Source organism: Paractinoplanes globisporus DSM 43857, assembly GCF_000379645.1.
Taxonomy (GTDB): Bacteria; Actinomycetota; Actinomycetes; order Mycobacteriales; family Micromonosporaceae; genus Actinoplanes; species Actinoplanes globisporus.
The window spans coordinates 1,253,396-1,277,720 of the sequence record NZ_KB903294.1 but is presented as its reverse complement, the minus strand read 5'-3'; the positions used below and the strand labels follow the sequence as shown (position 1 = coordinate 1,277,720).

The 24,325-nt window shown below is 70.9% G+C and carries 28 protein-coding genes and 1 pseudogene; 16 read left to right on the top strand and 13 right to left on the bottom strand.

Features of this window, described 5'->3' with window-relative positions; genetic code table 11:
• Positions 1 to 59: 59 nt before the first annotated feature.
• The 3 genes from A3CQ_RS51620 to A3CQ_RS51615 form a co-directional block, all read right to left on the bottom strand.
• On the bottom strand, positions 60 to 1,280 hold the full coding sequence (locus A3CQ_RS51620; protein WP_281171439.1) for a flavin-containing monooxygenase: 1,221 nt from the start codon (positions 1,278 to 1,280) through the stop codon (positions 60 to 62).
• A 128-nt stretch (positions 1,281 to 1,408) separates the two neighbouring features.
• Positions 1,409 to 2,107 carry a winged helix-turn-helix transcriptional regulator gene (locus A3CQ_RS0105580; protein WP_026205352.1) on the bottom strand — a complete coding sequence of 233 codons (699 nt, stop codon included), beginning with the start codon at positions 2,105 to 2,107 and terminating at the stop codon, positions 1,409 to 1,411.
• Positions 2,108 to 2,439: 332 nt separating this feature from the next.
• Positions 2,440 to 2,613 (bottom strand): CsbD family protein, encoded by a 174-nt coding sequence (locus A3CQ_RS51615; protein WP_040431774.1) that lies wholly within the window; start codon positions 2,611 to 2,613, stop codon positions 2,440 to 2,442.
• A gap of 148 nt (positions 2,614 to 2,761) precedes the next feature.
• On the opposite strand from A3CQ_RS51615, the gene A3CQ_RS0105570 reads away from it, so the two are divergent.
• From A3CQ_RS0105570 to A3CQ_RS58765, 3 genes are read left to right on the top strand one after another with little or no spacing between them, the layout of a single operon-like run.
• The gene (locus A3CQ_RS0105570) at positions 2,762 to 3,220 is read left to right on the top strand and encodes an SRPBCC family protein (protein WP_020509931.1); all 459 of its coding nucleotides are present in this window, start codon (positions 2,762 to 2,764) and stop codon (positions 3,218 to 3,220) included.
• A complete protein-coding gene (locus A3CQ_RS0105565; RefSeq protein WP_020509930.1) occupies positions 3,220 to 4,800 on the top strand; it encodes a phytoene desaturase family protein in 1,581 nt (526 codons plus the stop codon). Before A3CQ_RS0105570 ends, A3CQ_RS0105565 begins: the two co-directional genes overlap by 1 nt.
• A gap of 29 nt (positions 4,801 to 4,829) precedes the next feature.
• Entirely contained in the window at positions 4,830 to 5,141 is a 312-nt protein-coding gene (locus A3CQ_RS58765; RefSeq protein WP_084698918.1) for a Dps family protein, read from the top strand.
• Here the strand turns inward: A3CQ_RS58765 and A3CQ_RS0105560 are convergent.
• The 3 genes from A3CQ_RS0105560 to A3CQ_RS0105550 are packed head-to-tail and all read right to left on the bottom strand — an operon-like array spanning position 5,095 to position 7,318.
• Complete coding sequence (locus tag A3CQ_RS0105560) at positions 5,095 to 5,694, bottom strand: SAM-dependent methyltransferase (protein ID WP_020509929.1); 600 nt, start codon at positions 5,692 to 5,694, stop codon at positions 5,095 to 5,097. The two genes, A3CQ_RS58765 and A3CQ_RS0105560, sit on opposite strands and share 47 nt — an antisense overlap.
• Positions 5,691 to 6,410: a PIG-L deacetylase family protein gene (locus A3CQ_RS0105555; protein WP_245577004.1), complete on the bottom strand. Its 720-nt coding sequence runs from the start codon at positions 6,408 to 6,410 to the stop codon at positions 5,691 to 5,693. Before A3CQ_RS0105555 ends, A3CQ_RS0105560 begins: the two co-directional genes overlap by 4 nt.
• Positions 6,407 to 7,318: an acyl-CoA dehydrogenase family protein gene (locus A3CQ_RS0105550; protein ID WP_040431336.1), complete on the bottom strand. Its 912-nt coding sequence runs from the start codon at positions 7,316 to 7,318 to the stop codon at positions 6,407 to 6,409. The genes A3CQ_RS0105555 and A3CQ_RS0105550 overlap by 4 nt, the downstream gene beginning before the upstream one ends.
• 110 nt (positions 7,319 to 7,428) lie before the next feature.
• Here A3CQ_RS0105550 and A3CQ_RS0105545 point away from each other — a divergent pair, with 110 nt between their 5' ends.
• From A3CQ_RS0105545 to A3CQ_RS58760, 3 genes are read left to right on the top strand one after another with little or no spacing between them, the layout of a single operon-like run.
• Complete coding sequence (locus A3CQ_RS0105545) at positions 7,429 to 9,693, top strand: molybdopterin oxidoreductase family protein (RefSeq protein ID WP_020509926.1); 2,265 nt, start codon at positions 7,429 to 7,431, stop codon at positions 9,691 to 9,693.
• A 2-nt stretch (positions 9,694 to 9,695) separates the two neighbouring features.
• Positions 9,696 to 10,154, top strand: coding sequence for a hypothetical protein (locus A3CQ_RS0105540; RefSeq protein WP_020509925.1), 459 nt, complete (start codon positions 9,696 to 9,698; stop codon positions 10,152 to 10,154).
• Positions 10,155 to 10,192: 38 nt separating this feature from the next.
• Positions 10,193 to 10,489, top strand: coding sequence for a hypothetical protein (locus tag A3CQ_RS58760; protein ID WP_245577002.1), 297 nt, complete (start codon positions 10,193 to 10,195; stop codon positions 10,487 to 10,489).
• 48 nt (positions 10,490 to 10,537) lie between these two features.
• Here the strand turns inward: A3CQ_RS58760 and A3CQ_RS0105530 are convergent, their stop codons facing one another.
• Positions 10,538 to 11,779, bottom strand: coding sequence for an MFS transporter (locus tag A3CQ_RS0105530; protein ID WP_020509923.1), 1,242 nt, complete (start codon positions 11,777 to 11,779; stop codon positions 10,538 to 10,540).
• Entirely contained in the window at positions 11,776 to 12,288 is a 513-nt protein-coding gene (locus A3CQ_RS0105525) for a MarR family winged helix-turn-helix transcriptional regulator (RefSeq protein WP_020509922.1), read from the bottom strand. The genes A3CQ_RS0105530 and A3CQ_RS0105525 overlap by 4 nt, the downstream gene beginning before the upstream one ends.
• 98 nt (positions 12,289 to 12,386) lie before the next feature.
• Between A3CQ_RS0105525 and A3CQ_RS62555 the strand changes: the two are divergent.
• From A3CQ_RS62555 to A3CQ_RS0105510, 4 genes and pseudogenes are all read left to right on the top strand, one after another.
• A pseudogene (locus A3CQ_RS62555) lies at positions 12,387 to 12,755 on the top strand (FGGY family carbohydrate kinase); the annotation flags it as partial.
• Between the two features lie 313 nt (positions 12,756 to 13,068).
• Positions 13,069 to 13,875 (top strand): FGGY-family carbohydrate kinase, encoded by an 807-nt coding sequence (locus A3CQ_RS62550; RefSeq protein ID WP_020509920.1) that lies wholly within the window; start codon positions 13,069 to 13,071, stop codon positions 13,873 to 13,875.
• Positions 13,876 to 14,135: 260 nt separating this feature from the next.
• Positions 14,136 to 14,564 (top strand): ATP-binding protein, encoded by a 429-nt coding sequence (locus A3CQ_RS0105515; protein ID WP_026205350.1) that lies wholly within the window; start codon positions 14,136 to 14,138, stop codon positions 14,562 to 14,564.
• Between the two features lie 129 nt (positions 14,565 to 14,693).
• Positions 14,694 to 15,251, top strand: a complete 558-nt coding sequence (locus A3CQ_RS0105510) for a type 1 glutamine amidotransferase domain-containing protein (RefSeq protein ID WP_020509918.1) — start codon at positions 14,694 to 14,696, stop codon at positions 15,249 to 15,251.
• 193 nt (positions 15,252 to 15,444) lie between these two features.
• On the opposite strand, the gene A3CQ_RS0105505 is transcribed toward A3CQ_RS0105510, so the two are convergent.
• From A3CQ_RS0105505 to A3CQ_RS60540, 3 genes are all read right to left on the bottom strand, one after another.
• Positions 15,445 to 16,659: a PP2C family protein-serine/threonine phosphatase gene (locus A3CQ_RS0105505; protein WP_169516256.1), complete on the bottom strand. Its 1,215-nt coding sequence runs from the start codon at positions 16,657 to 16,659 to the stop codon at positions 15,445 to 15,447.
• A 195-nt stretch (positions 16,660 to 16,854) separates the two neighbouring features.
• Entirely contained in the window at positions 16,855 to 17,178 is a 324-nt protein-coding gene (locus tag A3CQ_RS0105500; RefSeq protein WP_020509916.1) for a hypothetical protein, read from the bottom strand.
• Positions 17,179 to 17,302: 124 nt separating this feature from the next.
• Positions 17,303 to 18,676: a hypothetical protein gene (locus tag A3CQ_RS60540; protein WP_020509915.1), complete on the bottom strand. Its 1,374-nt coding sequence runs from the start codon at positions 18,674 to 18,676 to the stop codon at positions 17,303 to 17,305.
• A 51-nt stretch (positions 18,677 to 18,727) separates the two neighbouring features.
• Here A3CQ_RS60540 and A3CQ_RS60535 point away from each other — a divergent pair, with 51 nt between their 5' ends.
• Entirely contained in the window at positions 18,728 to 19,471 is a 744-nt protein-coding gene (locus tag A3CQ_RS60535) for an alpha/beta fold hydrolase (protein WP_063713538.1), read from the top strand.
• 301 nt (positions 19,472 to 19,772) lie between these two features.
• Here A3CQ_RS60535 and A3CQ_RS0105485 read toward each other — a convergent pair whose 3' ends face one another.
• Positions 19,773 to 20,144: a hypothetical protein gene (locus tag A3CQ_RS0105485; protein ID WP_026205348.1), complete on the bottom strand. Its 372-nt coding sequence runs from the start codon at positions 20,142 to 20,144 to the stop codon at positions 19,773 to 19,775.
• On the opposite strand from A3CQ_RS0105485, the gene A3CQ_RS0105480 reads away from it, so the two are divergent.
• On the top strand, positions 20,143 to 20,502 hold the full coding sequence (locus tag A3CQ_RS0105480) for a PadR family transcriptional regulator (protein WP_026205347.1): 360 nt from the start codon (positions 20,143 to 20,145) through the stop codon (positions 20,500 to 20,502). The two genes, A3CQ_RS0105485 and A3CQ_RS0105480, sit on opposite strands and share 2 nt — an antisense overlap.
• A 175-nt stretch (positions 20,503 to 20,677) precedes the next feature.
• Here A3CQ_RS0105480 and A3CQ_RS0105475 read toward each other — a convergent pair whose 3' ends face one another.
• Positions 20,678 to 21,031: a VOC family protein gene (locus A3CQ_RS0105475; RefSeq protein WP_020509911.1), complete on the bottom strand. Its 354-nt coding sequence runs from the start codon at positions 21,029 to 21,031 to the stop codon at positions 20,678 to 20,680.
• Positions 21,032 to 21,119: 88 nt separating this feature from the next.
• Between A3CQ_RS0105475 and A3CQ_RS0105470 the strand changes: the two genes are divergently transcribed.
• From A3CQ_RS0105470 to A3CQ_RS0105455, 4 genes are all read left to right on the top strand, one after another.
• Positions 21,120 to 21,827 carry a maleylpyruvate isomerase family mycothiol-dependent enzyme gene (locus tag A3CQ_RS0105470; protein WP_063713537.1) on the top strand — a complete coding sequence of 236 codons (708 nt, stop codon included), beginning with the start codon at positions 21,120 to 21,122 and terminating at the stop codon, positions 21,825 to 21,827.
• A 97-nt stretch (positions 21,828 to 21,924) separates the two neighbouring features.
• Positions 21,925 to 22,320: a DUF6582 domain-containing protein gene (locus tag A3CQ_RS0105465; protein WP_020509909.1), complete on the top strand. Its 396-nt coding sequence runs from the start codon at positions 21,925 to 21,927 to the stop codon at positions 22,318 to 22,320.
• Between the two features lie 65 nt (positions 22,321 to 22,385).
• Positions 22,386 to 23,228: a PfkB family carbohydrate kinase gene (locus A3CQ_RS0105460; RefSeq protein WP_040431331.1), complete on the top strand. Its 843-nt coding sequence runs from the start codon at positions 22,386 to 22,388 to the stop codon at positions 23,226 to 23,228.
• Between the two features lie 84 nt (positions 23,229 to 23,312).
• Complete coding sequence (locus A3CQ_RS0105455; RefSeq protein ID WP_020509907.1) at positions 23,313 to 24,251, top strand: TIGR03557 family F420-dependent LLM class oxidoreductase; 939 nt, start codon at positions 23,313 to 23,315, stop codon at positions 24,249 to 24,251.
• Positions 24,252 to 24,325: the final 74 nt, after the last annotated feature.

The following is a 24,325-nucleotide window of genomic DNA, read 5'->3' as shown; positions in this document are numbered from 1 at the left end:
CGGGCGGCGCGTCGTAGCTGAAGGCGTCAGCTGTTCCGTCGATGGCCGTTAGAGAGTGTTCAACCGTTCGCTGGGGCTGTGTGACGGTGTGACCGGTGGCGTGCGATCGATTGGGCCACGATCGCGGCGTCCTCGCCCACGCCGAACAGCACGGCGGACTTGCGTTTGCGCAGGAAGTGGACGCCGCAGAAGAACAGGCCCGGGACTACGGTGCTGGCGCCGTTGTCGGTGAGCGGGAAGCCCATGGCGTCGAAGGCCGGGAACCGGATCCAGCGGGTGTAGTCGGGGCGGAAGCCGGAAGTGAAGATCACCGCCCCGAGTCCGGTGAGGTCCAGTTCCCGCGGTGGGTCGGCGTGGAACGGCGCAGGGTCGGCCAGCTGAGGCGCCGTGATGCCCTTGGCGGGAAGTTGTTCGGTAAGGAGCTTTCGAATGTCGGCGTAGCGGGCATCGCCGAAGGCGACTGAGTCGGCCAGGTCGTCAGCGAAGTAGGCACGATGTCCCTCCACCCCGGCCAGGTGGCCCAGGAGGTGTACGCCCATGGTCTGCAACGCGCGGTAGTGCAGGTCATGGCCGCCTCGTTGGCCAGTCACCTGCAGGTTGGCGCCCAGCCGGGCTGTGGGTGAGGGCAGAGCGCTCAGTGGGGTGTCGAAGAAGGTGGTCTCGTTGAGCCAGGTGACGATGTCGCGGCCGTCGACCCGCCGGGGCAGCCACGGCGCTCGTCCACAAGCCAGGAACACTTCGCGGTCCGCCTCATGCAGTTCCTCGGAGATCTGGCAGCCGGTCTGGCCGCTGCCCACGACCAGGACCTTGCCCGGCGGAAGGGTTGCCGGGTTGCGGTACTCCTCGGCATCGATGGCGAGCAGCTCGGGCGGGAACCCCGCCGCAACATCGGGGCGGTGCGGTCGCTGATAGGCGCCCGTGGACACGACAACCGACGCGGCCTGCAAGTCGCCGGCCGAAGTGCGAAGCAGGAACCCGCCGTTGGGCGTGGGTTCGAGGCTGTCCACACCCACTCCCTCGCGAACCGGCGCGCCGAAGCTCGATGCGTACCGGTGCAGATATTGAACGATCTCATCACGGGGTACGAACCCTTCCGGGTCGTCGCCGCTGTAGGTGGCGCCCGGCAGGCTCATGGTCCAATTAGGTGTCACCAGGCGGAAGCTGTCCCACAACCCCCGCCAGGTTTGGGCAATGCGTGCCCGCTCCAGTACCACGTGCTCGATCCCGCGAGCGGTCAGCTCGTAGCTCACCGCCAGACCTGCCTGACCCGCTCCGACCACGACCACTGAGAACCGACTGGACACTGCGACCACCACGTCTCATTCCGCATTCCGATGAGGAAGGCAAGCAAGGTCGATGGTGAAGACCGCAGGACCGCGACAGAAGTGCAGTGTTTGAACCGGACGTGTCAGGCGGAGGCTGCCGCGTGCAGCGGCTGCGGGCCACGCTGTTGATCGCGGTGCCAGGTTGGCAGGGCTCGGGCCAGCGCGCGGGAGCCGTTTACCTCGATCGCCCCGGAGCGCAGCGCGTCGCCCCAGCGAATCTCTCCGAGGTGCCAACGGGCGAACGCCATCGGGTCATGCACCACCACAACCAGCTGCTCCTCGCCGCCCGGGTGCTTCTCACAGATCTCGGCGTCGCCCCGCTCGATCAGCAGCCAGTTGCGGCTGCCGGGCCTGGACAGGGTGGGGTAGTCGAACCGGATCAGCACCCGTTTCTGCGGGAACCGGTCACGGTCCAGGTAGAACGTCGCCCACATCCACAGCACGATGCCCGGGTGAGCATGCTCGGGCATGAGATCGGCCCACCTCGACCCCCAGTGCTGCAGGGCTATCATGACGGCCGAGAGTTCGTGACCCGCCTGAGTCGGCTCGTACGTCGATCCGGAGCCGCCGGGCTTGGGACGGATCTCGATCACGCCGGCCCGTTCCAGCTCCCGCAGTCGCTTCGAGAGCAGCCCACGGGAGAGCCCGGGGGCGCCATCGGCGATCTCGTTGAACGTTCGGCAGCCCAAGATCACGATGTTGCGAAGAATAATGAGGGACCAGCGCTCAGCCAGCAGCTCCGACGCCCTTGCGATAGGGCAGTACTGCCCGTAGGTCCGCACACCAACAGCCTGCCACCTCGCGGGTAACTGGATAAGTTCAGATCCTGAACCAGACAGTTGCCGTCGTCCTCGATCGGCACCGAGGGCGGCCAGCGGCAGCGGCCGGCGCATCAAGGCGGCAGGTCCGAGTCGGCGAGCTGCTGCTTCGCGGCCGTCGCCCGCTCGGCGACCTCCCGGCCGCTTGCGGTGCCTGCGCGGCGGCGTATCCAACCGCACCGACAGGCAGCTATTTGGGCCGCGCGAGAAGGACCGAGGCGAAATTGTCGCCTCGGCCCTCTTCCGCTCCGCGAGGTAGCGTCCTTGCCAACTCTGTGAGCGGCGTGGGCGCGGCTTCAGGACTTGAACGCGTCCTTGACGTTCTCGCCGGCCTGCTTGAGCTTCGAGGTGCTCTGATCGGCCTTGCCCTCGGCTTCCAGACGCTCGTCGTCGGTGGCCTTGCCTACACCTTCCTTGACCTTGCCGCCGACTTCCTCAGCCTTGTTGTCAACCTTGTCGTCGAACGCCATCAGGGCCTCCACTTCATCGCCAGCCAACATTGACTGGGTACCCGGTCCGACGGAACGCAACCCCTGAGCGAGCGACGGACAGAAGCACGGGCCCAGGCCGGACTGCTTGTACGCGTTAGCCGGGTGGCGACGCGGGTATCCGCGTGGTATGGCAACCGTGACCCGCACGATCAGCGCCCCCGCCGAGCAGGTGTACGCGATCCTGGCCGACGGTTGGACCTACAGCGACTGGGTGGTGGGCACCGCTCACATCCGCGATGTCGACGCCTCCTGGCCGGCGGTCGGATCGAAGCTGCACCACAAGATCGGCCCGTGGCCGCTCTCTCTCAAGGACGCCTCGACGGTCATCGCCGCCGACCCCGACCGCTCGCTCACCCTGCGGGCCGGTCTGTGGCCGCTCGGTGAGGCAACGATCCGCATCCAGCTCGCGCCGGTTGACGGCGAGAACACCCGGGTGACCATGCACGAGGACTTCCACGCCGGACCGCTGCAGTGGGTCACGAACAAGATCAACGACGTGGTGCTGCACTTCCGCAACACCGAGGCGCTCCGCCGGCTGGCGGAGCTCGCCGAGAACTCCCGGCGGCCCGGCTCCGTTCCCCGGTGATGGACGCATCCGACGCGATCGTCATCGGGGCCGGACACAACGGGCTGGTCGCCGCGAACCTGCTCGCCGACGCCGGCTGGTCGATCGTGGTACTGGAGGCGACGGCCCACCCCGGCGGCGCGGTCCGGTCGGGTCACATCACCGCGCCCGGCTATCTCAGCGATCTCTTCAGCTCCTTCTTCCCCCTCGGGTACGCCTCCCCGGTCCTGCGCGGGCTGAACCTGCCGATCGAGTGGAAGCATGCTCCCGCCGTGTTCTCGCACATCCTGCCGGACGGGCGGGCCGCCACGGTCAGCCGCGACGTCGAGGCGACGATGGCCTCGATGGAGCAGTTCGCGCCCGGCGACGGCGAGCGCTGGAAGGCCGTTTACCACGAGTGGGCCGCGCTGTCGGAGCTCCTCCTGCACAGCCTCCTCACCCCCTTCCCTCCGGTGCGGCACGGACTGGCTTTGCTGCGCAGCCTGCGTACGGCAGAAGCCCTGCGCTTTGCCCGCCGCCTGCTGCTGCCGGCCCGCGAGCTGGGCCAAGAATGGTTCCGGGGTGAGGGCGCGTCCCTCGCCCTCGCCGGGTGCGCCCTGCACACCGACCTGTCGCCGGAACAGGCCGGCAGCGGCGTCTACGGCTGGCTGCTCGCCATGCTGGGCCAGCAGGTCGGATGGCCGGTCCCTCGTGGCGGGGCGCAGAGCATCACCGAAGCCCTCGTACGGCGGCTCGAGTCGCGCGGTGGCCAGGTCGTGTACGAGGCACCGGTCGAGCGGATCCTGATCGCCCGCGGCCGGGCCATGGGCGCCCGGACGTCGGGCGGAACCGACTATCGAGCCCGCCGCGCCGTCGTCGCCGACGTGCCCGCGCCGGCGCTCTTCCTCGACCTGGTCGGAACCCGATGGCTGCCACCACGGCTGATCGACGATCTGGCCCACTTCCGGTGGGACGGGGCCACCGTGAAGATCGACTGGGCGATCGGCTCGAAGATCCCGTGGAGCAACCCGGCCGTCGCTGGCGCGGGCACCGTGCACCTCGGCGCTGACCTTGACGGGCTGACCCGGTACGCCACGCACCTGGCCCTCGGCGAGATACCTCCGCAGCCGTTCCTGCTGTTCGGGCAGATGACCACCGCCGACAGCACCCGCTCACCGGCCGGCACCGAGTCGGCATGGGCGTACACGCACCTGCCGCGGCGGCCGAGCTGGACGGCCGGCGAGATCGCCGAGCACGTCGAGCGGATGGAGGCGACCGTGGAGCGGCACGCGCCCGGCTTCGGCGAGGCCGTCGTCGCCCGCTGCGTGAATTCCCCGGCCGACCTCGAGGACGCCAACCCTTCGCTGTCCGGCGGCGCGCTCGGCGGCGGCACGGCGGCCGCGTTCCAACAGCTGTTCCTCCGCCCGATCCCGGGACTGGGCCGGCCGGACACACCGGTCGACCGGCTCTACCTCGCCAGTTCGTCCGCCCATCCCGGCGGCGGCGTGCACGGCGCGGCGGGCGGCAACGCCGCCCGCGCCGCCCTGGTGCGCGACCGCGGCCTGACCGGCGAGGCATACCGGGCGGCGATGTCCGCAGCCCACCGCGCGATTTATCGGTGAGTGGCTCAACCGCAGGACATGGCCCCGGCATGGTAGGACCGAACTTCATCGCCGTGCATACGATGCTCGACCCGCAGGTCGACGCGGTCCGGCCGATGGTCGACGCACTGGCCGAGCGGATCGCGACGCTGGGCGGGTCGCCGGTCGGCACGCCGGGCGCCCTGGTCACCCAGCGGTCCTGGGACGACTACGCGATCGGCCGTGCTCAGACCAACGCTCACCTGGCCGCCCTGCAGGCGGGCAGCAGGCTGCTTTCATTGCGGGCGGGAACGATCACCGCGCCGCGCCATCCGCTCACACCAGGCCCTCGCGCTGGGCAATCGACCGCGGGTCGGAGGTGAAGACCTCGAGCAGGAAGTCGGTCTCCTCGTGTCGGGCCATCCGGTGCAGGCCGAGGAGGGCGGCCAGCTGGGCGTGCACCTCGTCGCCGGAACGGGCGTGCTCGGCGACCCGGTGACGCCAGTGCACAGCCACCAGGTCGCCGCCGCGCTCGAGAGATCCGGCCACTCGGTCGAGAAGCTCGGCCAGGTCGGCGTCGTCGAAGTAGTAGGCCAGCTCGGAGAGGACGATCAGGTCGTACGTGTCGTCCGGCCAGTCGCGTGGCATCCGGGCGGCGCGGACGGTCACGTGCGGCTGGTCGGCGACCCGCTCGGCGGCGGCGCGGACCGCGGCCTCGATCGCGTCGACCGCGAGCAGCCGGTCGCAGCGGGCGGCCAGTCGGCTGGTGAGCATGCCGGTCGAGCAGCCCGGCTCGAAGCCGGAGCGGTAGCGGCGCCGGGGCAGCACGTCCGCGGTGAGCGCGTGCTTACGGGCGTCGTACCAGCGGCTCTCGAAGCTCCACGGGTCGCGGCTCGTGGCGTACATCTGCTCGAAGTAGCCGATCGGGGTGCTCACGCGAAAATCACCTCGAACGGGCGGGTGAACCGGGCGAGCACGTGCGGCGGCAGGATCGCGGCGTCCGCCTCGGCCGGCCCGAGCGGTGCGATCTGGCTGGGGAACGCGGCGATCGCGGCGGCCTTCGCCGCCCGGGCCTCGGCCGGCAGATCGATACGGTGGGCCCGCTGCCAGGGCACTTCGGGATCGTTCGGGTACGCCCAGTGCCAGGTCCAGATCGGGTACTCGAGCAGGCGCGCGCCAGTCTCGGTGCAGGCGTGCGCGGCGGCCCGCCCGGTCGCCTCGTGGTCGGGATGCCCGTCGCCGCGCCAGGTCACCAGACACCACCGGCCCGGCGTCAACAGGGCGGCCAGCTCCTTGGCCAGGGTCTCCTCCTCGATACCGCCGTCCGGATGACCGAGCCGGTGCACCCGGCATTTCCCCAGCCCGAGCCGGCGCAGCGCCTCGCCGGTCTCCGCGCGCCGGATCACGGCAAGCTCGTCCTGGGTGTGCACGGTCGAGCCGGGGTGCGACGCCTCGCCGTCGGTGACCGCGGCCAGGTCGGCGGCGCCCAGCAAGGCCATCAGTCCGGCCACGCCGAGGATCTCGTCGTCCGGGTGCGGCGCGACCACCAGCGGCGGGCCGGGCGCATCGAGCGGCAGCGACGGCCAGTCGGCCATAGCCGCCCACGCCCGCCACTCGTCCTCGGGGGTCCCGTTCCCCTCGATCGCCCTCACCACCGCGGGTCCTCCTCCGCGAGCAGTCGGCCGAGCTGTTCGAGGTCGCCCTCGGCGTGGCTCTGCCGCAGGTAGACGGTCAGGTCAGCGACGCGGCGGGAGTGGTCGCCGTCGCGGCACAGCGGCCCGGCGCCCAGCGCGCGACCGACCCGGTCGATCACCTCGGTCGCGGCCGCCTCGACCGTCGCGCGGACCCGCAGCGCCAGCCGGTGCGCGTCGGCCTTCGGGTCGGCGTCGATTCGCGTGGCCGCGTCGTCCAGCACCGCCCGGGCCGCGCCCAGGGCCACGTCGACCCCTCCGAGGTGGGCGAGGGCGTGCGGGCCGGGGTCCTTCCGGCGGGCGGCGGCGAGCAGGGCGTCGGCCACGCCCAGCCCGCCGCCGAACCAGCAGGCGGCGACGCCCACACCGCCGTGCCAGAAGCCGGGCCGATCGACGTACGCGCCGGGTCCGCCGATCGGACGGGCCGGGGCGTCGGCGAAGCGGACCGTTCGGCTGTCGCTGGCCGCCATGCCGACCGCCGGCCAGGTGCCGTCCAGCGGCGTCGCGTGCGGGGCACGGTTGCGCACGGCGAAGAGCCGGATGCCGTCATCGGCTGCCGCGGTGACCAATGCGTCGGTGCACCAGACTGCCCCCGAACACCACGGGCGGTCGCCGCTCAGCCGCCAGCCATCTGGACCGTGCTCCGCGCGTACGGCCGAGGGAGCCGCCGCCCAGACACCCCAGCGCTGCCCACCGTGGTCTTTCGAGGAATCAGCGTCGCCGAGCTCAGCGCGAATCGCCACCGCGTCCACATGCCCTTCGGCGAGCCGGCAGGCGACCAGGTCGGCCCGGCCCAGCGCGGCGAGCCGGTGCAGGCGTTCCGCGGTCGCGCCTTGCCCAGGCAGGGGAAGGTCAGGCAGGTCGATCATGAGCACGGACACAGATTTACCCCCGCCTCGCCCGATCAACCGGGTTCGGCCCAGCCGAGCGGCTGACGGCCCACGTTTGATCGGCGCATTTCGGCGGTAATCGATCCGGCATGGACCCTTCGCGTGACGACCGGATCCGCGACCCGTGGGGCGAGCGCACCCCGTACGCCGCGGGTGAGCGCTGGCCGGTGCGCGTGGACGCGTACACCGTCAAGCAACCGGAGCGGTGGGTGCGGTCGGCGTCGCTGCTGCACTCCAACGGTGACGCCATCGACATCGGGGTGCGCGACGGACGGATCGTCGGGGTGCGCGGCCGGGCCACCGATCGGGTCAATCGCGGCCGCCTCGACCCCAAGGACGTGTACGGCTGGCAGGCCGGCCTCAGCCCGGACCGGCTCACCGTTCCGCTCGTGCGCAGGCGGGGCACGCTGGTCGAGACCGGCTGGGACGACGCGATGAAGCGGATCGTGACCCGCTCGAGGAAGCTGCTGGACGGTCCCGGCGGCTGGGGGCATTTCGGCTTCTACACCACCGGGCAGTTGTTCCTCGAGGAGTACTACACGCTCGGCGTGATCGGCAAGGCCGGCATCGGCACCCCGCACATGGACGGCAACACCCGGCTGTGTACCGCGACCGCGGGTTCGGCGCTGAAGGCCAGCTTCGGCACCGACGGCCAGCCCGCCTCCTACGCCGACGTGGACCATTGCGACGCGATCGCGCTGTGGGGCCACAACGTCGCCGAGACGCAGGCGGTGCTGTGGATGCGGATGCTGGACCGCCGGCGCGGCGCGAATCCGCCGGCGATGCTCGCGGTGGATCCGCGGCCCACGCCCGTGGCCCGGGAGGCCGACGTGCATCTGCCGATCCGTCCGGGCACCAACCTGGCGCTGCTCAACGGTCTGCTACGGATGATCTTGGAGCACGGCTGGGTGGACGAGGCGTACGTCGCCGCGCACACCCTCGGCCGACCCGACCTGGAGAAGGTGGTGGCGCAGTATCCGCTGGACCGGGTGGCCCAGGTCTGCGACCTCAAACCGGCCGACATCGAGCGGGCCGCCGAATTACTGGGCGGCTCGCAGCGGCTGCTGTCCACCGTGCTGCAGGGCTTCTACCAGTCGAATCAGGCGACCGCGGCGGCCGTGGCGGTCAACAACCTGCATCTGCTGCGCGGCATGATCGGCCGGCCCGGGGCCGGCGTACTGCAGATGAACGGCCAGCCCACCGCGCAGAACACCCGGGAGACCGGCGCCGACGGCGATCTGCCGGGCTTCCGCAACTGGAACAACCCCGATCACGTACGCGAGCTGGCCGAGCTGTGGAATGTCGATACCGCCACCATCCCGCACTGGTCGCCGCCGACGCATGCCATGCAGATCTGGCGGTACGCCGAGCAGGGCTCGATCAAGCTGCTCTGGATCAGCGGCACCAACCCGGCCGTGTCCCTGCCGGATCTGGCCCGCGTTCGCCGCATCCTGAAGCGGCGCGACCTGTTCGTCGTGGTTCAGGACATCTTCCGCACCGAGACCGCCGAGTTCGCCGACGTCGTGCTGCCCGCGGCGACCTGGGGCGAGAAGACCGGCACGTTCACCAACGCTGACCGCACGGTGCACCTGTCCGAGAAGGCCGTGGAACCGCCCGGCGAGGCCCGCGCCGACCTGGACATCTTCCTCGACTACGCACGACGGATGGACTTCCGCAACCGCGACGGCATGCCGCTGATCACCTGGACGGACCCCGAGTCGGCGTACCGGGAATGGCAGCGTTGCTCCGCCGGGCGGCCGTGCGACTACACCGCCATTTCGTACGAGCGGCTGCGGCGCGACGGCGGCGTGCAGTGGGGCGGCGAGCGGCTCTACACCGGCGGCCGGTTCAACACCGACTCCGACTACTGCGAGACGTACGGTCAGGACCTGGCCACCGGCGCCGAGTTCACCGCGGAGAGCCATCGCGCCAAGCGGCCGGACGGGCGCGCCTTCCTGCACGCCGCACATTTCCAGCCGCCGCCCGAGGAACCCACCGACGACTACCCGCTGCGGCTGGTCACCGGGCGCAACCTCTACCAGTTCCACACCCGCACCAAGACCGGCCGTGTCCCCGAACTCGACGCCGCCGCGCCCGAGGTGTGGGTCGAGCTCAATCCCGCCGACGCCAAGGCATTCGGGATCGATGCCGGCGACACGGTACGCATCGAGTCGCCACGCGGCGGGATCGAGGCACCTGCCCGGATCGAGGACATCCGCCCCGGCACTGTGTTCGTGCCGTTCCACTACGCCCGGCACGCCGCCAACGAGCTGACCATCACTGCCTGGGACTCGGTCTCCAAACAGCCGCTGTTCAAGCTCGCCGCCGTCCGCGTACGCCGAATCGAGGCCTGACCATGCACCTGGCCCACTACCTCGGCCTGCTGCACCGCGCCCAGGACACCCTGGCCGCCGCGTTCCGCGAGGTCGGCGATGCGCACGCCGACGAGGCCGACATCGCCCACCTCTGCACCCAGCAGGCCAAGCGGTGCGACGAGCGGGCGGCCGCGCTGCGCCCGTTCGCCGACCGATACGCCGAGGACGCCCCCGACGAACCGGAACGCCTGCACTCGGAGCTGTTCCGCGGCGCCCGCACCGGTGGCCTCGGCCTGCTCCGAGACCTGCAGGACCTCTACCTGATGACCGCCGAGTGCGACATCTGCTGGATTTTGGTCGGCCAGGCCGCCGAAGCCCTGCGCGACACCGACCTGATCGACGTCATCGACGAGGCCGCCGCCGCGACCGCCGTCCAACTTGCCTGGCTGCGCACCCGCATGAAGCAGGCCGCACCTCAGGCCCTCGTCGTCGCACGGTGAGATCCTCGTCGAACAGGTGTCATGGGGAATCCGCCAGCATGTCCAGAACCTGCTCCGGCCTGGCGCCGAACATGCTGGGCTGCGCGGGCCTGATCCTGCCGATCGCCGCGGGCGCGGTGGTCCTCGATACGGTCGTGTCGACCCGGGTGCAGCTCGACACCCGCGAAGACATGCGCGGCCGTGTTCTGGCCGCGCTGGGCATGACCTCATCGCTTCCGGGATTGTCGGCGCGCCGCTCGTCGGCTGGCTGTGCGACACGGCCGTCCCGCGCGGTGCGCTCGTGCTGGCCGGCGTCGTCACCACGGCGGCGGCCCTGGCCGGCGGGGTGGCGCTGATCGGGTCACCGGCCGGTGGGCGCCGCCCGCGGGAGCCGTCCTCGGCCGCTATGCCGACGATGTCCGGCGCAGGTCGCGGCTGGTCAGCGCCAGTGCCCCCGCAAGAGCGCACCCGCCCGCGCTGACCGCGAGCACCGTACGAGGGGCGACTTCCTGGAGGGCGAGGGCGGCCAGGGCGGCGCCGAGCGGCGTCGCGACGGACAGCAGGCTGCGCTGCAGCCCGAAGACCGCGCCGTGCCGGGCCGGGGAGACCCAACGCTGCAGGGCGCTGGTCTCGATGGTGGTGTACGGGCCCCAGATCGCACCGCCGACCAGGAACAGCACGGCGGCCGGCGGCACGTCGTGGACGACCGTGATCGGCAGCATGACCGCGCCCCAGACGAGGGCGCCCACCGCGTTGACCACGCCCGGGAGACGCCTGCTGAGCATCGGCCCGGCGGCGAGGGTGGCGAGCGCGCCGAGGCCGAACAGGGCCCACAGCAGGCTGTACACGCCCTCGGTGGCGCCGAGCTGGTCGCGTACGAACGGCGGGCTGGCGGTCTCGAACGGCCCGTAGGCGAAGTAGTACGCCGTGGACAGAGCGATGATGGCGAGCACGCGCGGCTGCAACCGCCGGGTGGCGTCCCGATCGGCCGTCGACGGCGGCCGATGATCGTCCCCGGCCGTCCACGGCGGAGCGGGAACGTGACGGGGCAGCGCGACCGTTAGTGCCGCCGCGAGCAGGAGCATGCCGGCCGGCAGGACCATGCTGGTGGCGGCGCCGAGCAGCGCCAGCGCGGGCCCGGCCACGGCGGCCCCGAGCATCAACGGCAGTTGGTCGCCGAGGGCGACCACGGCGTTGGCCCGCCCGAGTTCTGCGCTGCTGACCATCCGCGGGACCAGCCAGCGGACGCCGGCGTAGCTGGCCGGGGCCAAGGCGCCGCAGAGGCCGCCGAGGACGAGGACCGGCAGCACGGGCAGCTTGTCCGCCGGGCTGGAAACCAGCACGAGCAGGAGCAGGAGGACGGCCCGGCCGATCAGATCGAGCAGGATCAGGCGGCGGCCGCCCCAGCGGTCGACGGCCCGCCCCAGCAGCACGCCCGTGGCCAGGGTCGGCAGGCGCAGGGCCAGCACGACTACCGCTGTCTGCGCTGCTGACCAGCCCTGCGGCTGAGCGGCCCACAGCAGGACGAACAACACGAAGTTGTCCGCCGTCGAGGCCAGTGCGGTCACTGCGCCGGCGGCCCACACCGCCCGCGGGGGCCGTCGCCGCGAGATCTTCGGCAGGCGATCCGGCACGGTCGCGGTCATGACTCGCCGCCGGCCGCGGTGGACGGGACACTGCGGTCGACCGGGCAGTCGCGCCCGCACACCTGCCAGGAGCAGGTGCGGCAGGCCGCATCCGCCTGCGGACGTCGTCGTTGCTGCCCGGCCAGCACGCCGGCCATCGCGTCGACGAGCAGGCCGCGCTGCTCCGCGGGAACAGCGGCCATGAGCTCGTCGACGATCCGGTCGCGCTCGCCCCGCCAGCGCCGCAGACTGTCGGCGCCGCGCTCGGTCACGTGCAGCGGCACACCCCGTCCCGTGGAGACGCCGCGGCGCAGCAGATCCCGGCCGGCGAGCCGATCGACCAGACGCACGGTGCCGGACTGAGTGAGCTCGATCCGGCTCCGCAGCCAGTCCAGCGAGCACCCGTCATGCTCGGCGACCAGGGTCAAAGCCGCGACCTCGCGGGGCTCCAGCTCCGCGTAGCGCATGCCGCCGCGCAGTTGGTCATGCACGGTCAGCACGTACGCGGCAACGACGTTACTGATATGCATGACTCATACATATCAGCTCAGCCCGTAGCGCTGTCAAACGCTGCGAACTGGACTAGGGTCGCCGGGGAGACCTGCGCCGACGACGACGAGGGACGGCGATGACTCAGAACGATGACGACGTCGCCCTCGACACGGCGCTCGACCCGCTGGTCGTCGCGCTGGACATCGGTTCGACCGCCACCCGTGGCGGCGTGCACGACGCGTCGGATCGGCGGGTCCACGGCCTGCAGCACAAGGTGGAGCACGCCTTCACGGTCGCGCCCGACGGCACCTCGATCATCGACCCCGACCAGGTGACCGCCGAAGTCGAGCAGGTCCTCGACGCCGTGACCGGCGACCCGAAGCTGGGGACCCGCATCGCCGGCGTCGCGATGGACACCTTCGCCGCCTCGCTGATCGCGGTCGACGCTGCCGGGCACGCGCTCACCCCCTGCCTGACCTACGCCGACTCGCGCAGCGCCGGCACGGTCGCGGCGTTGCGGGAGGAACTCGACGAGCACGCGGTGCAACAGCGCACCGGCACCCCGCCTGCACACCAGCTACCACGCCCCGCGCCTACGCTGGCTGGCGACGGCCCAGCCGCACGTCACCGCCGGAGCCACACATTGGTGGTCGCTGGGCGAATACGTCTGGGCCAAGCTGATCGGGCAACCGCTCGCCGGGACGTCCACGGTCGCGTGGACCGGCCTGCTCGACCGGCGCACCGGCGAGCTCGACGCGCAGCTGCTCACCGCCGCGGGCGCCGGGTCCGAGCAGTTCTCCCCACCGCGGGACGCTCCGGTGACGCCGGTTGCCCCATCGCGTTGGCCCGCGCTCGCCCGGGCCGCGTGGTTCCCGGTCATCACCGACGGCTTCGCCAGCAACATCGGGGCCGGAGCGCTCGACGCCACCGTGCTCGCCGCCGCGACCGCCACCAGCGGTGCGCTGCGGGTGCTGCTCGAGGGCCCGGCCGACCCGTTGCCGTTCGGCTTGTGGAACTACCAGGTCGGCGGCGGACGCAGCCTGCTCGGCGGGGCGATCAACGACGTCGGCCGCGCCGTCAGCTGGGCGCAGAACACACTGCGCCTCAGCCCTGACTCCGCTGCCGTCCTCACCGCGCCGCCGAGCGAGGCCATCCCGCTCGTGCTGCCGTACTTCACCGGAGAACGCGCGCCGGGCTGGGTCGGCGGGGCACGTGCCGTGTTCGGCGGGGTATCCGCGGCCACCGACCCCGACGCGATGTTCCGCGGGATCGTCGAAGGCGTGGCCATGACCTACGCGCGCGTCGCCGACGAACTGCACCCGGCCGCCCCGCAGGTCGTGCAGGTCGCGGCGGCTGGCCGGGTCAGCAACGACCAACCCGGCTGGCTCCAGATCCTCGCCGACGTGCTCGGACGGCCCGTGACCCACGTGACCCGGCGTCGCGCCACCCAGCGCGGCACGGCGCTGCTGGCCCTCGACGTCCTGGCACCGGAAGTCCCACGCGCACCCCGGGCCACCGGGACGACGTACGAGCCCCGGCCCGCTCACGCCGAGTACTACGCGGGACGGCGGGAACAGTTTGCCGAGGTGTACGACGCGCTCCTGCATCGAACCCGAGCGAGCTGACCCGGCACGTTTCCGATCGCCCGTCCCGGGAACGGCGGAGAAAGAAGTCCGCCACCATCACGAGGGACACAATGACCGACAACGAGCCCCAGCAACAGCCGCCCAGCACAACCGCTCGCCTCGGACGACGCCAGCTACATCTCCGGCGCCATCATCCCCGTCACCGGCGGCAAGCCGATCCTCTGAGGGCCCAGGACCGATCAGTTCGTGGGCAGGGATCGTTCTGCATTCTCGGGTGAGAAACGGGCAAGGTACTCGTTATGGCGGGGTGGAATATCCGGTATCCGCCGAGTCCCGACGAGGAGCTCGGACGGTGGGTTCTCGGTGATGCGCCACAATTGGAGTCTCTGCGCGCAGGACTGCAGCGAGCTGTCCTCGGCCGGGCCGACGCGGAGAACCGCGAAGATCTCGCCGAGCGACTCGTCATCGTCGCGACCGAGTTGGCCGGCAACGCGCTACGGCACGGCCGGCCGCCGACCGTGGTGATCCTGCAGCGTTCCGATGGCCATCTCGTTGTCGATGTGGCCGACGGCGCGCCGGGTGCGGTGCCGGCCGTCGCCGATCAGCGGCCGGCCGGGGACGGCGGCCTGGGCCTGGTTTTGGCGCAGCGTCTCGCGCTGGAAGTCGGCTGGTGTCCCACTGGCCTCGGCAAACGTGTGTGGGCCACCTTCGCCCTGGCCGAACACTGACCGAGAACGGTGACTCACGGGCGATCAATACCCAGGTTTGGCGGCCGGGAGCACGGGAACCTCGACGTCATCGCAGACGACACCCGGACGGCGCGCGTCGACCGCCGCACTCGACTGAAAGAGGTTGCCATGTCCGACTCCCTCCGCGGCCGCACGGTCGCGTTCCTGATGAGCAACTCCGGTGTGGAGCAGGCCGAGCTCACGGCACCCCGCGACGCCGTTGCCGAGGCCGGCGCCACGGTGGTCCTGCTGGCGCCCGAGAAGGACACCATCCAGGCCTTCACCCACGACGTGGAAAAGGCCGACACCTTCCAGGCCGACGAGGCCGTCAAGGACGCCGACCCGGCCGCCTACGACCTGCTCGTCCTGCCGGGTGGCACCACCAACCCCGACAAGCTGCGTCTCGACACCGACGCGGTCGATTTCGTACGCCGGTTCGTCGCCGCCGGCAAACCGGTCGCCGCGATCTGCCACGGGCCGTGGACCCTCGTCGAGGCCGGAGTGGTCGAAGGCAAGACGCTGACCAGCTGGCCGAGCCTGCGCACCGACATCACCAACGCCGGCGGAGAGTGGCGCGACGGCGAGGCGCTGGTCGACCCGGCGAACGGCTGGACCCTGATCACCAGCCGCAAACCCGACGACCTGGCCGCCTTCACCAAGAAGATCGTCGACACGCTGAGCAGCTGACCATTCGCGGTCGGCAGCAAGCCGTTTCGCCGGGCTCAGCCCTCGATTCCGATCGCCGTGTGGGGAGTGCCCACCGGCTTGGACTGCGGTGATCGTCACGCATGAGCGCCGGTATTCTCCTCGGCGGCCTTTTCCATGCACGCCTTGCGGCGTGGTCGGACCGGACGATGGGCACGCGCCTGCCCAGCTTGGGTCAGCCGCGAGTGTGGGTGATGTAGAGCAGTGCGGTGTCGTCGTTGTGCCGGCCGTCGTCCTGGTGCACGGCGGCCAGGAGGGCGTCGAGGTAGGCGACGGGGTCGGTGATGGTGGCGAGCCGGCCGGCGAGGGTGATGAAGCGTTCCTCGCCGAGGCGGGTGCCGTCGGCGGAAATGCCTTCGAAGGCACCGTCGGTGTAGAGCAGCAGCCCGGCCTGGGGCGGCAGGGTGATGGTGGTCTCGTGCCAGTGGCCGCGGCCGGGGAACATGCCGAGGCCCAGGCCGTGCCGGACGTCGGCCGGCCAGGCGCCGTCGGCGGTGACGATCAGCGGTGGTGGGTGCCCGGCGCTGGTGAGGACCACCTGGTTGCGGTCGAGGTCGATGCGGGCACCGAGGACGGTGGCGAACATGCCGTCGTGCGGGCGTTCGGCGACCAGGACGTCTTCGAGCAGGCGCATCCGCTGGGTCTTCGGTACTCCGGCGAGGGTGAGGGTCCGCCAGCCGACGCGCAGGGCGACGCCCATGGCGGCTTCGTCGGGGCCGCTGCCACAGACGTCGCCGATCACGGCGTGGACGGCGCCGTCGGCGGTCTGGATGACATCGTAGAAGTCGCCGCCGAGCAGGGCGCGTTGCCGGGTCGGCAGGTATCGGCTGGCCAGCCGGACGGCCGGGTCGGCGAGAATGGGTTTGGGCAGCAGACCGCGTTGCAGGCGGACGCTCTCGTTGGCCAGCAGCCGGCTGTCGCGCAGGCTGCGTTCGGCGTTCTGCGCGCGTTTGCGGTGGATCGCGTAGCGGATGGTACGGCCGAGTACCGCGTCGTCGATCTGGCCTTTGACCAGGTAGTCCTGCGCTCCGGCGGCGACCGCGGCGGCGGCGGTGGCGGCGTCGTCGAGGCCGGTTAGCACCAGCACCGCGGTCTGGGGCCACCGGTCGAGGACCCGCCGTAACGCCTCCAGGCCGGCGCCGTCGGGCAAATGCAGATCGAGCAGCACACCGTCGGGGTAGTGATCGGAGTTGATCGCCTCGGCCAGCGTCGAGGCGACGTGAAGGCGGGCCGCGACGTCGCTGTCGGTCAGGTAATCACGGACCAGTAACGCATCGCCCGGGTCGTCCTCGATGAGCAGCAGGGTGTAGCCGGCCGAGAGCTGGTCGGTTCCGTCCGCGTGCCGGGACACGCCGCGGTGCAGCGGCGTTGTGTCGGTTCTGCGGTCCACGCCGGTCATCGGCACCTCGACTGCGCACCGGCCACCCCGTGCTCGAGCAACGTCGTGTCACCCATCGTCCCCACCATCCACCGACCACGCCAGTATGCCCCAGCCCCAGACCCGGATCGAGACCTCTCGCCGCCGCCCACGATCAGTTTGTATACCTGTTGTGCGGTCGTTCGCCCGCCGGCGACGCACGAAGTGTCAACGGGCCAGGGCCTTCTCCAACTCGGCCTTGCTCATCGACGAGCGGCCCTTGATGTTGCGCTTCTTTGCCTCGTTGTACAGCTGTTCCTTGGTGCGGCCCTGCGAGCCGGTGTGTGAGCGTTTCCCGCCGCGGTGGCCGGAGGAGACGTCGTGGGTCGACGACCGGCTCGCGGTGCGGGATTCACCCGAGCGGGCACGTTCCTTGTTGACGGTACGGGCGGCTATCTCCTTGGCCCGTTTGGTCGAGGCGCCGCGGCTCTCGGCGCTGTCCTTTATGTGCTCGTACTGGCGTTCCCGTTTCGGGCTGGATCCGGCCGGCATGATCGCCCTCCTTCAGCTCCATAAGGTCAACACGGGGATGGTTCCCAGGTCACGACCGGAGGAAACGCTCGGCGTCGGGCCGTGACCCGGTGCCGTGTCGTCGGCCGGGCGTCTCCGCACTCGCTTATCCCGCCAGCGTGTGGTGGCGGCCGAGGAAGTCGTCGAGGGCGGTGACCGGCAGCGGCTCCGGCATGGGTTGGCGTGGCCGTACGGCTCGCAGTGCGTCCTGGAAGCCGAAGAAGGTGCGGAAATCGCGCGGGTAGCGGTTCGGGGAGACGCCGGCGAAGGTGCCTTCGACGGTGGCCCGGCTCAGTAGCCGGCGCCATTCGTCGGCGGTGGTCAGGCCGGCCGACTCGGCGCCGTGGCAGAACAGAGCGAGCTGGATGTGCTCGTAGGGCTCGGTGGTGTCGAGGTAGCGGTGCAGCTGCGCGAGGGACGGCTGCACCGGGAACACCGACCAATACGGCACGGCGCCGGCTCGCAGCGTCCACCAGGGGTCGAGCAGCATGAACGAGTCGACGTAGAGCCGGTTGCCGGGCAGTCCGCGTTGCCGGTACCAGGCCCGGTACAGCTCGGCGACCGGGGCGCTGAGGCTTTCCGGCTCGTCGAACGGCAGCCGGCGCACCCGGAAGCCGTGCCGGTCGGCGAAAGCGGTGATGTCGTGGAGCAGCGCGGATTCGAAACCCCATTCCGCCTCCGGCGCGTCACTGTCGGCCGCCGGCGCATCCCACCGGGTCTTCCCGGTCCGGTACCGGCGTAGATATTCGGTCACCCGGTCGCTGCCATCTCGGTATTCCTCGGGCGGTATACCGCCGACCGCGCCGAACTGGAACAGGTGCCGGTCGCCGAGGCGGGTGACCGGCCAGCGTTTCCCGCATTCGGCCACCACGATGACGCCGCCAGGTTCGAGATGGTCGGTCAGGAATTTCTCGTACGCGGGCCCGAGCCTTTGCCGTTTCACCCGGAAGTAGGCCATCCGCCGCAGGGTCAGCCGGTCCTGATTCGGGTCGTGCATGTGGTGCAGCACGAGGTCCGGATTGTGCTCCAAGAAGGCCTGGGCGGTGCCGGCGAGCGCTTGGGCCGCCTGCCGCGGCTCGTCGGGCGAGATTCCCCGCTGCCGTACGGGCAACAGCAGCGTCTGTGGCAGCCACGGCACCCCGAACGCGGCGCACAGGTGCACCAACGCGCCACCGGAGGACCCGATCATGACCGCCGGGTAGTGGCGCCGCGGATAGGCCGACGCGATCCCGGCGGAGACCGCGTCCATGTCCAGCTCGCGAAGCTCGGACTCCGTGCGGCCCTCGGCCCCGCTGAACACGCTGTAGAGCGGCTCCTGTACCCGGGCCGGCAGCCGGGACGCCGCCGCGGCGACCGGCCGCAACGCGCGCATGGCGGGCTTGCCCAGCGGGGGAGTGGCCTGGCCGTACAGGAACCGGGCGAGGGCGACCACCATCGCCGACGCGGAGTCGAATCCGGCCACTTCGGGCGGCAGCTTCATGACCCTTTCATGCCCGGCATCGGGGCCGCCGAATCCGGGTATCCGCCCTGCATGACCGGTATCGCCACAGATCACCACGACGGTGGGCTGGGCCGGGTCCGCAGCCGCAGCCTCGGCGCCGCCCGCGCGGGAGTGCCCGAGCTGGTGCTGATCCACGGAATGACGGCCTGCGACTACATGGTGCCGGGCCTGCGCGAGCTGGCCACCTGGACCCGGGCGCACCTGATCGACTTGCCCGGCTGCGGCGGCAGCGGGGAGCCCCCGCACGAACTGACCGTCGCCGAGTTCGCCGACGCGGTCCTCGACTGGCTCGACCACCGTGGCCTAAGTCGGGTAGTCCTCGTGGGCCACTCCAGCGGCACCCAGGTCGCCGCCGAGGCGGCCCGGCGCCGGCCCGGCGACGTCACCGCCGTGGTGCTGGCCTCGCCGGTGTTCGATCCCGCCTACCGGCGCCTGGCCCCGGTGCTGTGGCGCTGGGCGCTCGACCTCACCCGCGAACCATCGAGCCTCGAGCGGGCCAACCGGCCCGAACGCAAACGGGCCGGCCTGCGCCGGCTGCTGCACGTGCTGCACGAGCACCGGCACTACAACCTGCCCGACGCCGTCGCCGACCTGCGGGTACCGGTGCTGGTCCTGCGCGGGCGCGATGACGCGCTGACTACCCCGGGCTGGCCGCGGCGCCTGGCCGCCCTGGCCGCCGAGGGCAGCTTCGCCGAGGTCAACGGGCCGCACACCTTCAACTGGCAGTATCCGGCAGCCTGGTCGGCCCCGATCCGGGCCTTCGCCGTGACGTGAGGCGTCACTCCGGCGGCGCCTGCATGGGGATGGTGTAGCCGATGTCGCCGAGCGCGCCCGCGATCTCGCCGTCCGCCGATCATCCAGGTGGCGGGGCGCCGCTGTCCTTGACTGCTCGAGAATAGGAGGCCATCAGCGAGGCGCGGGCGACGGTGGCGACCATTTCGTACGGCTCCTGGGCGAGGATCTCGGGCAGAGAGGAGCCGCACGCGGTGACACGTTTCCGGCGGCTTGAACATTCCTGCCCGGCGTCACCTCGGTACACGGACTTGCCGCGGATCGGTCGTGGAACGCTGTCGACTCACTCGCCCCAATCCAGTTGGCATGCCGGCACACCGACGGACCTGCCGTATTCCACGGCTTCGTTGCGGCCGGCCTGGTCGCCGATGGTGTAGCGGAACGACCGGCCCGGGTAGATGACGACGTGATCGGCGCTCACGCGGAAGTCGGCGTACCAGCCCTGACCCTCGATCAGGGCTTCGGCCAGTGCAGATGCGAGGTCGCTGGCGACATCATCCGGGCCCTCGATATCAAGCAAAGTCCAGACGCCAGGTTGGTACGACACCGTCCCCGAGGAGAAGTCCTGTCGATCGATGCGTGAAATTCGAAGACCCCGTACCCGCAGGTCACATCCGATCCGAAGGCTCTCGGCGATAATCCGTCCGTTCAGCATGACCAGATGGTCGCACCCGACTGTGACACTCTCGTCCTTGGACGCGTTGGCCGCGGAGCCACTGCACGGCTACGGACTGATCACCGAGGTGACCCGGCTTTCCGACGGCCGCGTCTCGCTGCGCCCCGGCACGCTCTACGGCGCCCTCGACCGGCTACTCGATGCGGGGCTGGTCACCGTCGAGCGGGAGGAAGTGGTCGACAGCCGGCTGCGCCGCTACTACCGGCTCACCGAGCACGGCGGTGACCTGCTCGCCGACGAGACCGAGCGGATGCGCCGCAACGTTGAGGCCGCGACCGCGCGGCTGCACGCCCGTACCCGTCGGGCCACGCCCCGCCTCAGTGGAGGGATCGCATGAGCGACCTGGAACGCCGCTATCTGCGATTGGTCCGGATATTTTATCCGGCCGGCTACCGCGACGAGCGCGGCAACCACTCAGCCGAGGGTTGATGGTGTGTCGTCGCCGCTGGCGGCTTGATGACGTCGCCATTCCGGCTGGCCGTGGGCAGGAGCGCCGGCCGAGCCGGCTGTTGTCAGCGATGGTGCAGCAGGCAGAATTCGTTACCCTCGGGGTCGGCGAGCACCGTGAATCCCTCGTCGCCCCTTTGTCCGACATCGGCGTGGGTCGCGCCCAACGCCAGCAGCCGGGTCACCTCCTTCTCGAGGTCACCGTCGGCAACAACCAGATCGGGATGTACGCGATTCTTGCCGGTCTTCGGAGCATCGGTGCGCTGCAGCCAGACGCTGAGCCCGCCGTCGGGCGGCCAGAGGTGCACATTGCCGTCGTCCCCCCGGTCGATGCGGTAGCCGAGCGCCGCCGACCAGAACTCGGCCATCCCCGGCACGTCGTGCACGTCGAGTGTCCACTGCGCGAATCGGATCACCATGAATCCAGAAATGACCGCCCGGCCGCCGGCTAAACGCCGCGGTCAGCCCTCGATGCAGTTGCCGTCCAGTGCGTTAGGGTGCGTGACCGTGTCAACGCCCTCCGACCACGTGACGGCGCTGCGTGCCAGCGTGGCGCGGTTCTGCGATTCGGTGCCGGGCCTGACCGACCCGATGGTGCGCGCGGCCTCGCTGCTGCCCGGCTGGAGTCGGGGGCATGTGCTCAGCCACGTGGCGAGGTCCGCCGACTCTCGCCGGGGTCTGCTGGAGACGGCACGCCACGGCCGGGTCGGGCGGCAGTACCCCAGCGACGATGAGCGCGACCGGGAGATCGAGGAGGGCGCCTGTCGCGCGCCCGCTCAGATCCGGCAGGACGTCGTGGAGGCACTGGACCGGCTGCTGACCGCGGTGGCCGAGCACCCGGCCGAGCTGTGGGACGCGCCGGGCGAATGGCTGGGGATGGGCCTGCGGCCGGTACACCGGGTGGTACCCAGCATGCGCCGCGAGGTGGAGTATCACCACGTCGATCTGGCGGCCGGTTACGGGCCGGGCGACTGGCCCGCGGACTTCGTCTCGGCCCAGCTCGAGCGGGTGACCAAGTCCTTCGGCGAGCGGCCGGACGCGGGCGCGTTCACGGTACGGCTGCCCGGCCGCGACCTCCCGGTGGGCAGCGGCGGGGACCTCGTGGTCGCCGGCGACCCGGCACCGCTGCTGGCCTGGCTCACCGGTCGCGGGGACGGCTCGGAACTGCGCACCTCGCCCGCGCGGCCGCTGCCCGCGCTACCGCCGCTGTCCTGAGCGGTGCTCTGCTGCCAGCGGATAGACCGCAGAGAGGCACTTCCAGAGCGTCAGGGCAAGATGCATAGGCGGTTCGAACGGCGGGTATCCGGCACTCATGGCCACGAAGACGGGGCATCAGCTGGATGCCGAAGACCGTAACAAGATGTCCGACAGCACCTTCGCGTTCCCCCGGGTGCGCAAGGAGCCACTCAACGACGCCCGCCACGTGCGCAACGCGATCGCCCGGTTCGACCAGGTCCAGGACGTCAGCGACCGGGAGCGCGACGAGGCCTTCCGCCGGATCAAGAAGGCCGCCGCCAGGTTCGGCGTCGAGGTGAGCGAGTCGAGCTGGCGTGAGCTCGGCAAGCCGACCAAGACCATGAAATCGTCGAGCAAGCCGCGCGAGGACGCGTCCAAGGCCGACCTGTACGCCGAGGCCAAGCGCCGCAACATCGAGGGCCGCTCCTCGATGACCAAGGCCCAGCTGCGGCACGCCCTGGGCAACCAATAGAGGTCGCGGGTATCGGGCAGTCGACGGATGTGATCCGCACCCTCGACCCGGGTATCACCTGATCCGTGACCTCACTTGTGGCGGCCGTCGTCGGCCAACTCGCCCGCGACCTCGTCCTGACGATCGACCGGGCACCCGCCGCCGGCACCGCCGCGGACGCCGGCGACCGCTTCGAACAACTCGGCGGCAAGGGCGCCAACCAGGCGGTCGCCCTCGCCCAGCTCGGTGTGCGGCCCCGGCTGGTCGCGGTGGCCGGCGACGATGTGATCGGCGACGTGCTGCTCGACCAGGCCCGGCGCGACGGGATCGACGTCGCCGCCGTGATCCGCCGCCGGGACACCCTGACCGGCCTGATCGTCGAGCTGCTCGACGACGACGCCCAGTGGCGCTACGTCCAGCATCTGCCACCCGGGGTGCTGCTGAGCGAAGCCGACGTCCTGGCCGCCCGCGACGTGATCGCGAGCGCCGACGCCGTACTCGTCCAGTTGCAGCAGCCGGCGCCGGCCGCCCTGGCCGCCGCCCGGATCGGCCGGGAAGCCGGCCGACTGGTCGTGCTGGACGGCGAGATCGTGGACCGGCGGCTGCTGGCCTACGCCGATGTCGTGCGAGCCGACGAACGCGAAGCGAAAGGCCTCGGCGAGCATGTCCTCGACCAGGGCCCGTCCTTGCTGGCCGTGGCCGAGGCCGACGCGAACCTGTTCCTCTGGCGCGGTGGCCGGCTGCGGATACCTCTGACGGGTGACAAGGTCGTCGACACCACCGGCGGCGGCGACGCCTTCACGGCGGCGTTGACCGCCGCGCTGCTGCGCAAACTCCCGTACGAGCAGGCCGCACACCTCGCCACCGCCGCGGCCGGCGCGACGGTCAGCCACATCAGCGGCCGTCCGAACCTGCACCGGCCAGGCTGAGCCTGGCTGATTGTCCCCCCGCTTGCCGGGCACTCCGCCTCCGGCGACCAGGCTTGACTGACTCTTTGCGGGTATCCGGCGAGCATGCGAATCGGATACTTCCTGTCCTGCGAGGAATACACCCCGGCACAGCTGATCGAGCAGGCGAAGCTCTCCCAGGACGCCGGTTTCCGGAGCCTATGGATCTCCGACCACTACCACCCGTGGAACGACCAACAGGGCCAGAGCCCGTTCGTCTGGTCGATCATCGGCGCCCTCAGCCAGGTCGTCACGATACCGATCACCACTGCCGTGACCTGCCCGATCATGCGTATCCACCCGGCTGTCATGGCGCAGGCGGCGGCAACCAGCGCGGTCCTGCACGAGGGCCGGTTCGTGCTCGGCGTCGGCACCGGCGAAGCTCTCAACGAGCACGTCACCGGACAGCGGTGGCCGTTCGCCGAGGAACGCCTGGAGATGCTGGAGGAGGCGGTCACGGTCATGCGCGAGCTGTGGGACGGCGGCTTCGTCACCCACCACGGCCCGCACTTCACCGTCGACCAGGCGCAGATCTACACCCGCCCCGACACCCCGCCCAAGGTGTACGTGTCCGCGTTCGGTCCCAGGGCACTCGAGGTCGCGGCCCGCATCGGCGACGGCTACGTCTCCACCACACCCGACGCCGACCTCGTACGCGGATTCCGGGAGGCCGGCGGCGGCGACAAGCCGGTGCAGGGCGGCTTCAAGGGCTGCTGGGCGCCGACCGAAAAGGAGGCTGTCGAGACCGCCCACCGGTTCTGGGCCAACAGCGGTGTGCCGGAGGAGCTGTCGCAGGTACTGCCCTCTCCCAGACACTTCGAGCAAGTCTCCCAGCTGGTCTCGGAAGAGATGACCCGGGACGCCGTGGCGTGCGGACCGGACCCGGCGAAACACGCCGAGCAGCTTCAGGCGTACGAGAAGGCCGGTTTTGACGAGGTCTACATCGCCAACATGGGGCCGCACTATCGCGAGATCACCGACATGTATCGCCGCGAGTTCCTGTAGGCCTGGTACGGGGGTGCCGTCGCGGGCACGGCCCCCTCGCGGCTGGCACACCTCGACCATGCTGCCGCGCACTC

What these genes read in the sequence shown, in the direction of transcription:
- A3CQ_RS0105545 (WP_020509926.1), top strand. Translation starts at nt 7,429, where the DNA reads ATGGACCCTTCGCGTGACGACCGGATCCGCGACCCGTGGGGCGAGCGC.
- A3CQ_RS0105525 (WP_020509922.1), bottom strand. Translation starts at nt 12,288, where the DNA reads ATGCATATCAGTAACGTCGTTGCCGCGTACGTGCTGACCGTGCATGAC.
- A3CQ_RS0105540 (WP_020509925.1), top strand. Translation starts at nt 9,696, where the DNA reads ATGCACCTGGCCCACTACCTCGGCCTGCTGCACCGCGCCCAGGACACC.
- A3CQ_RS0105500 (WP_020509916.1), bottom strand. Translation starts at nt 17,178, where the DNA reads ATGCCGGCCGGATCCAGCCCGAAACGGGAACGCCAGTACGAGCACATA.
- A3CQ_RS0105565 (WP_020509930.1), top strand. Translation starts at nt 3,220, where the DNA reads ATGGACGCATCCGACGCGATCGTCATCGGGGCCGGACACAACGGGCTG.
- A3CQ_RS0105530 (WP_020509923.1), bottom strand. Translation starts at nt 11,779, where the DNA reads ATGACCGCGACCGTGCCGGATCGCCTGCCGAAGATCTCGCGGCGACGG.
- A3CQ_RS0105480 (WP_026205347.1), top strand. Translation starts at nt 20,143, where the DNA reads ATGACCAGATGGTCGCACCCGACTGTGACACTCTCGTCCTTGGACGCG.
- A3CQ_RS51615 (WP_040431774.1), bottom strand. Translation starts at nt 2,613, where the DNA reads ATGGCGTTCGACGACAAGGTTGACAACAAGGCTGAGGAAGTCGGCGGC.
- A3CQ_RS0105550 (WP_040431336.1), bottom strand. Translation starts at nt 7,318, where the DNA reads ATGATCGACCTGCCTGACCTTCCCCTGCCTGGGCAAGGCGCGACCGCG.
- A3CQ_RS60535 (WP_063713538.1), top strand. Translation starts at nt 18,728, where the DNA reads ATGACCGGTATCGCCACAGATCACCACGACGGTGGGCTGGGCCGGGTC.
- A3CQ_RS0105465 (WP_020509909.1), top strand. Translation starts at nt 21,925, where the DNA reads ATGGCCACGAAGACGGGGCATCAGCTGGATGCCGAAGACCGTAACAAG.
- A3CQ_RS0105485 (WP_026205348.1), bottom strand. Translation starts at nt 20,144, where the DNA reads ATGCTGAACGGACGGATTATCGCCGAGAGCCTTCGGATCGGATGTGAC.
- A3CQ_RS58765 (WP_084698918.1), top strand. Translation starts at nt 4,830, where the DNA reads ATGGTAGGACCGAACTTCATCGCCGTGCATACGATGCTCGACCCGCAG.
- A3CQ_RS0105570 (WP_020509931.1), top strand. Translation starts at nt 2,762, where the DNA reads ATGGCAACCGTGACCCGCACGATCAGCGCCCCCGCCGAGCAGGTGTAC.
- A3CQ_RS58760 (WP_245577002.1), top strand. Translation starts at nt 10,193, where the DNA reads ATGTCCAGAACCTGCTCCGGCCTGGCGCCGAACATGCTGGGCTGCGCG.
- A3CQ_RS0105510 (WP_020509918.1), top strand. Translation starts at nt 14,694, where the DNA reads ATGTCCGACTCCCTCCGCGGCCGCACGGTCGCGTTCCTGATGAGCAAC.
- A3CQ_RS0105455 (WP_020509907.1), top strand. Translation starts at nt 23,313, where the DNA reads ATGCGAATCGGATACTTCCTGTCCTGCGAGGAATACACCCCGGCACAG.
- A3CQ_RS0105515 (WP_026205350.1), top strand. Translation starts at nt 14,136, where the DNA reads ATGGCGGGGTGGAATATCCGGTATCCGCCGAGTCCCGACGAGGAGCTC.
- A3CQ_RS60540 (WP_020509915.1), bottom strand. Translation starts at nt 18,676, where the DNA reads ATGAAGCTGCCGCCCGAAGTGGCCGGATTCGACTCCGCGTCGGCGATG.
- A3CQ_RS0105475 (WP_020509911.1), bottom strand. Translation starts at nt 21,031, where the DNA reads ATGGTGATCCGATTCGCGCAGTGGACACTCGACGTGCACGACGTGCCG.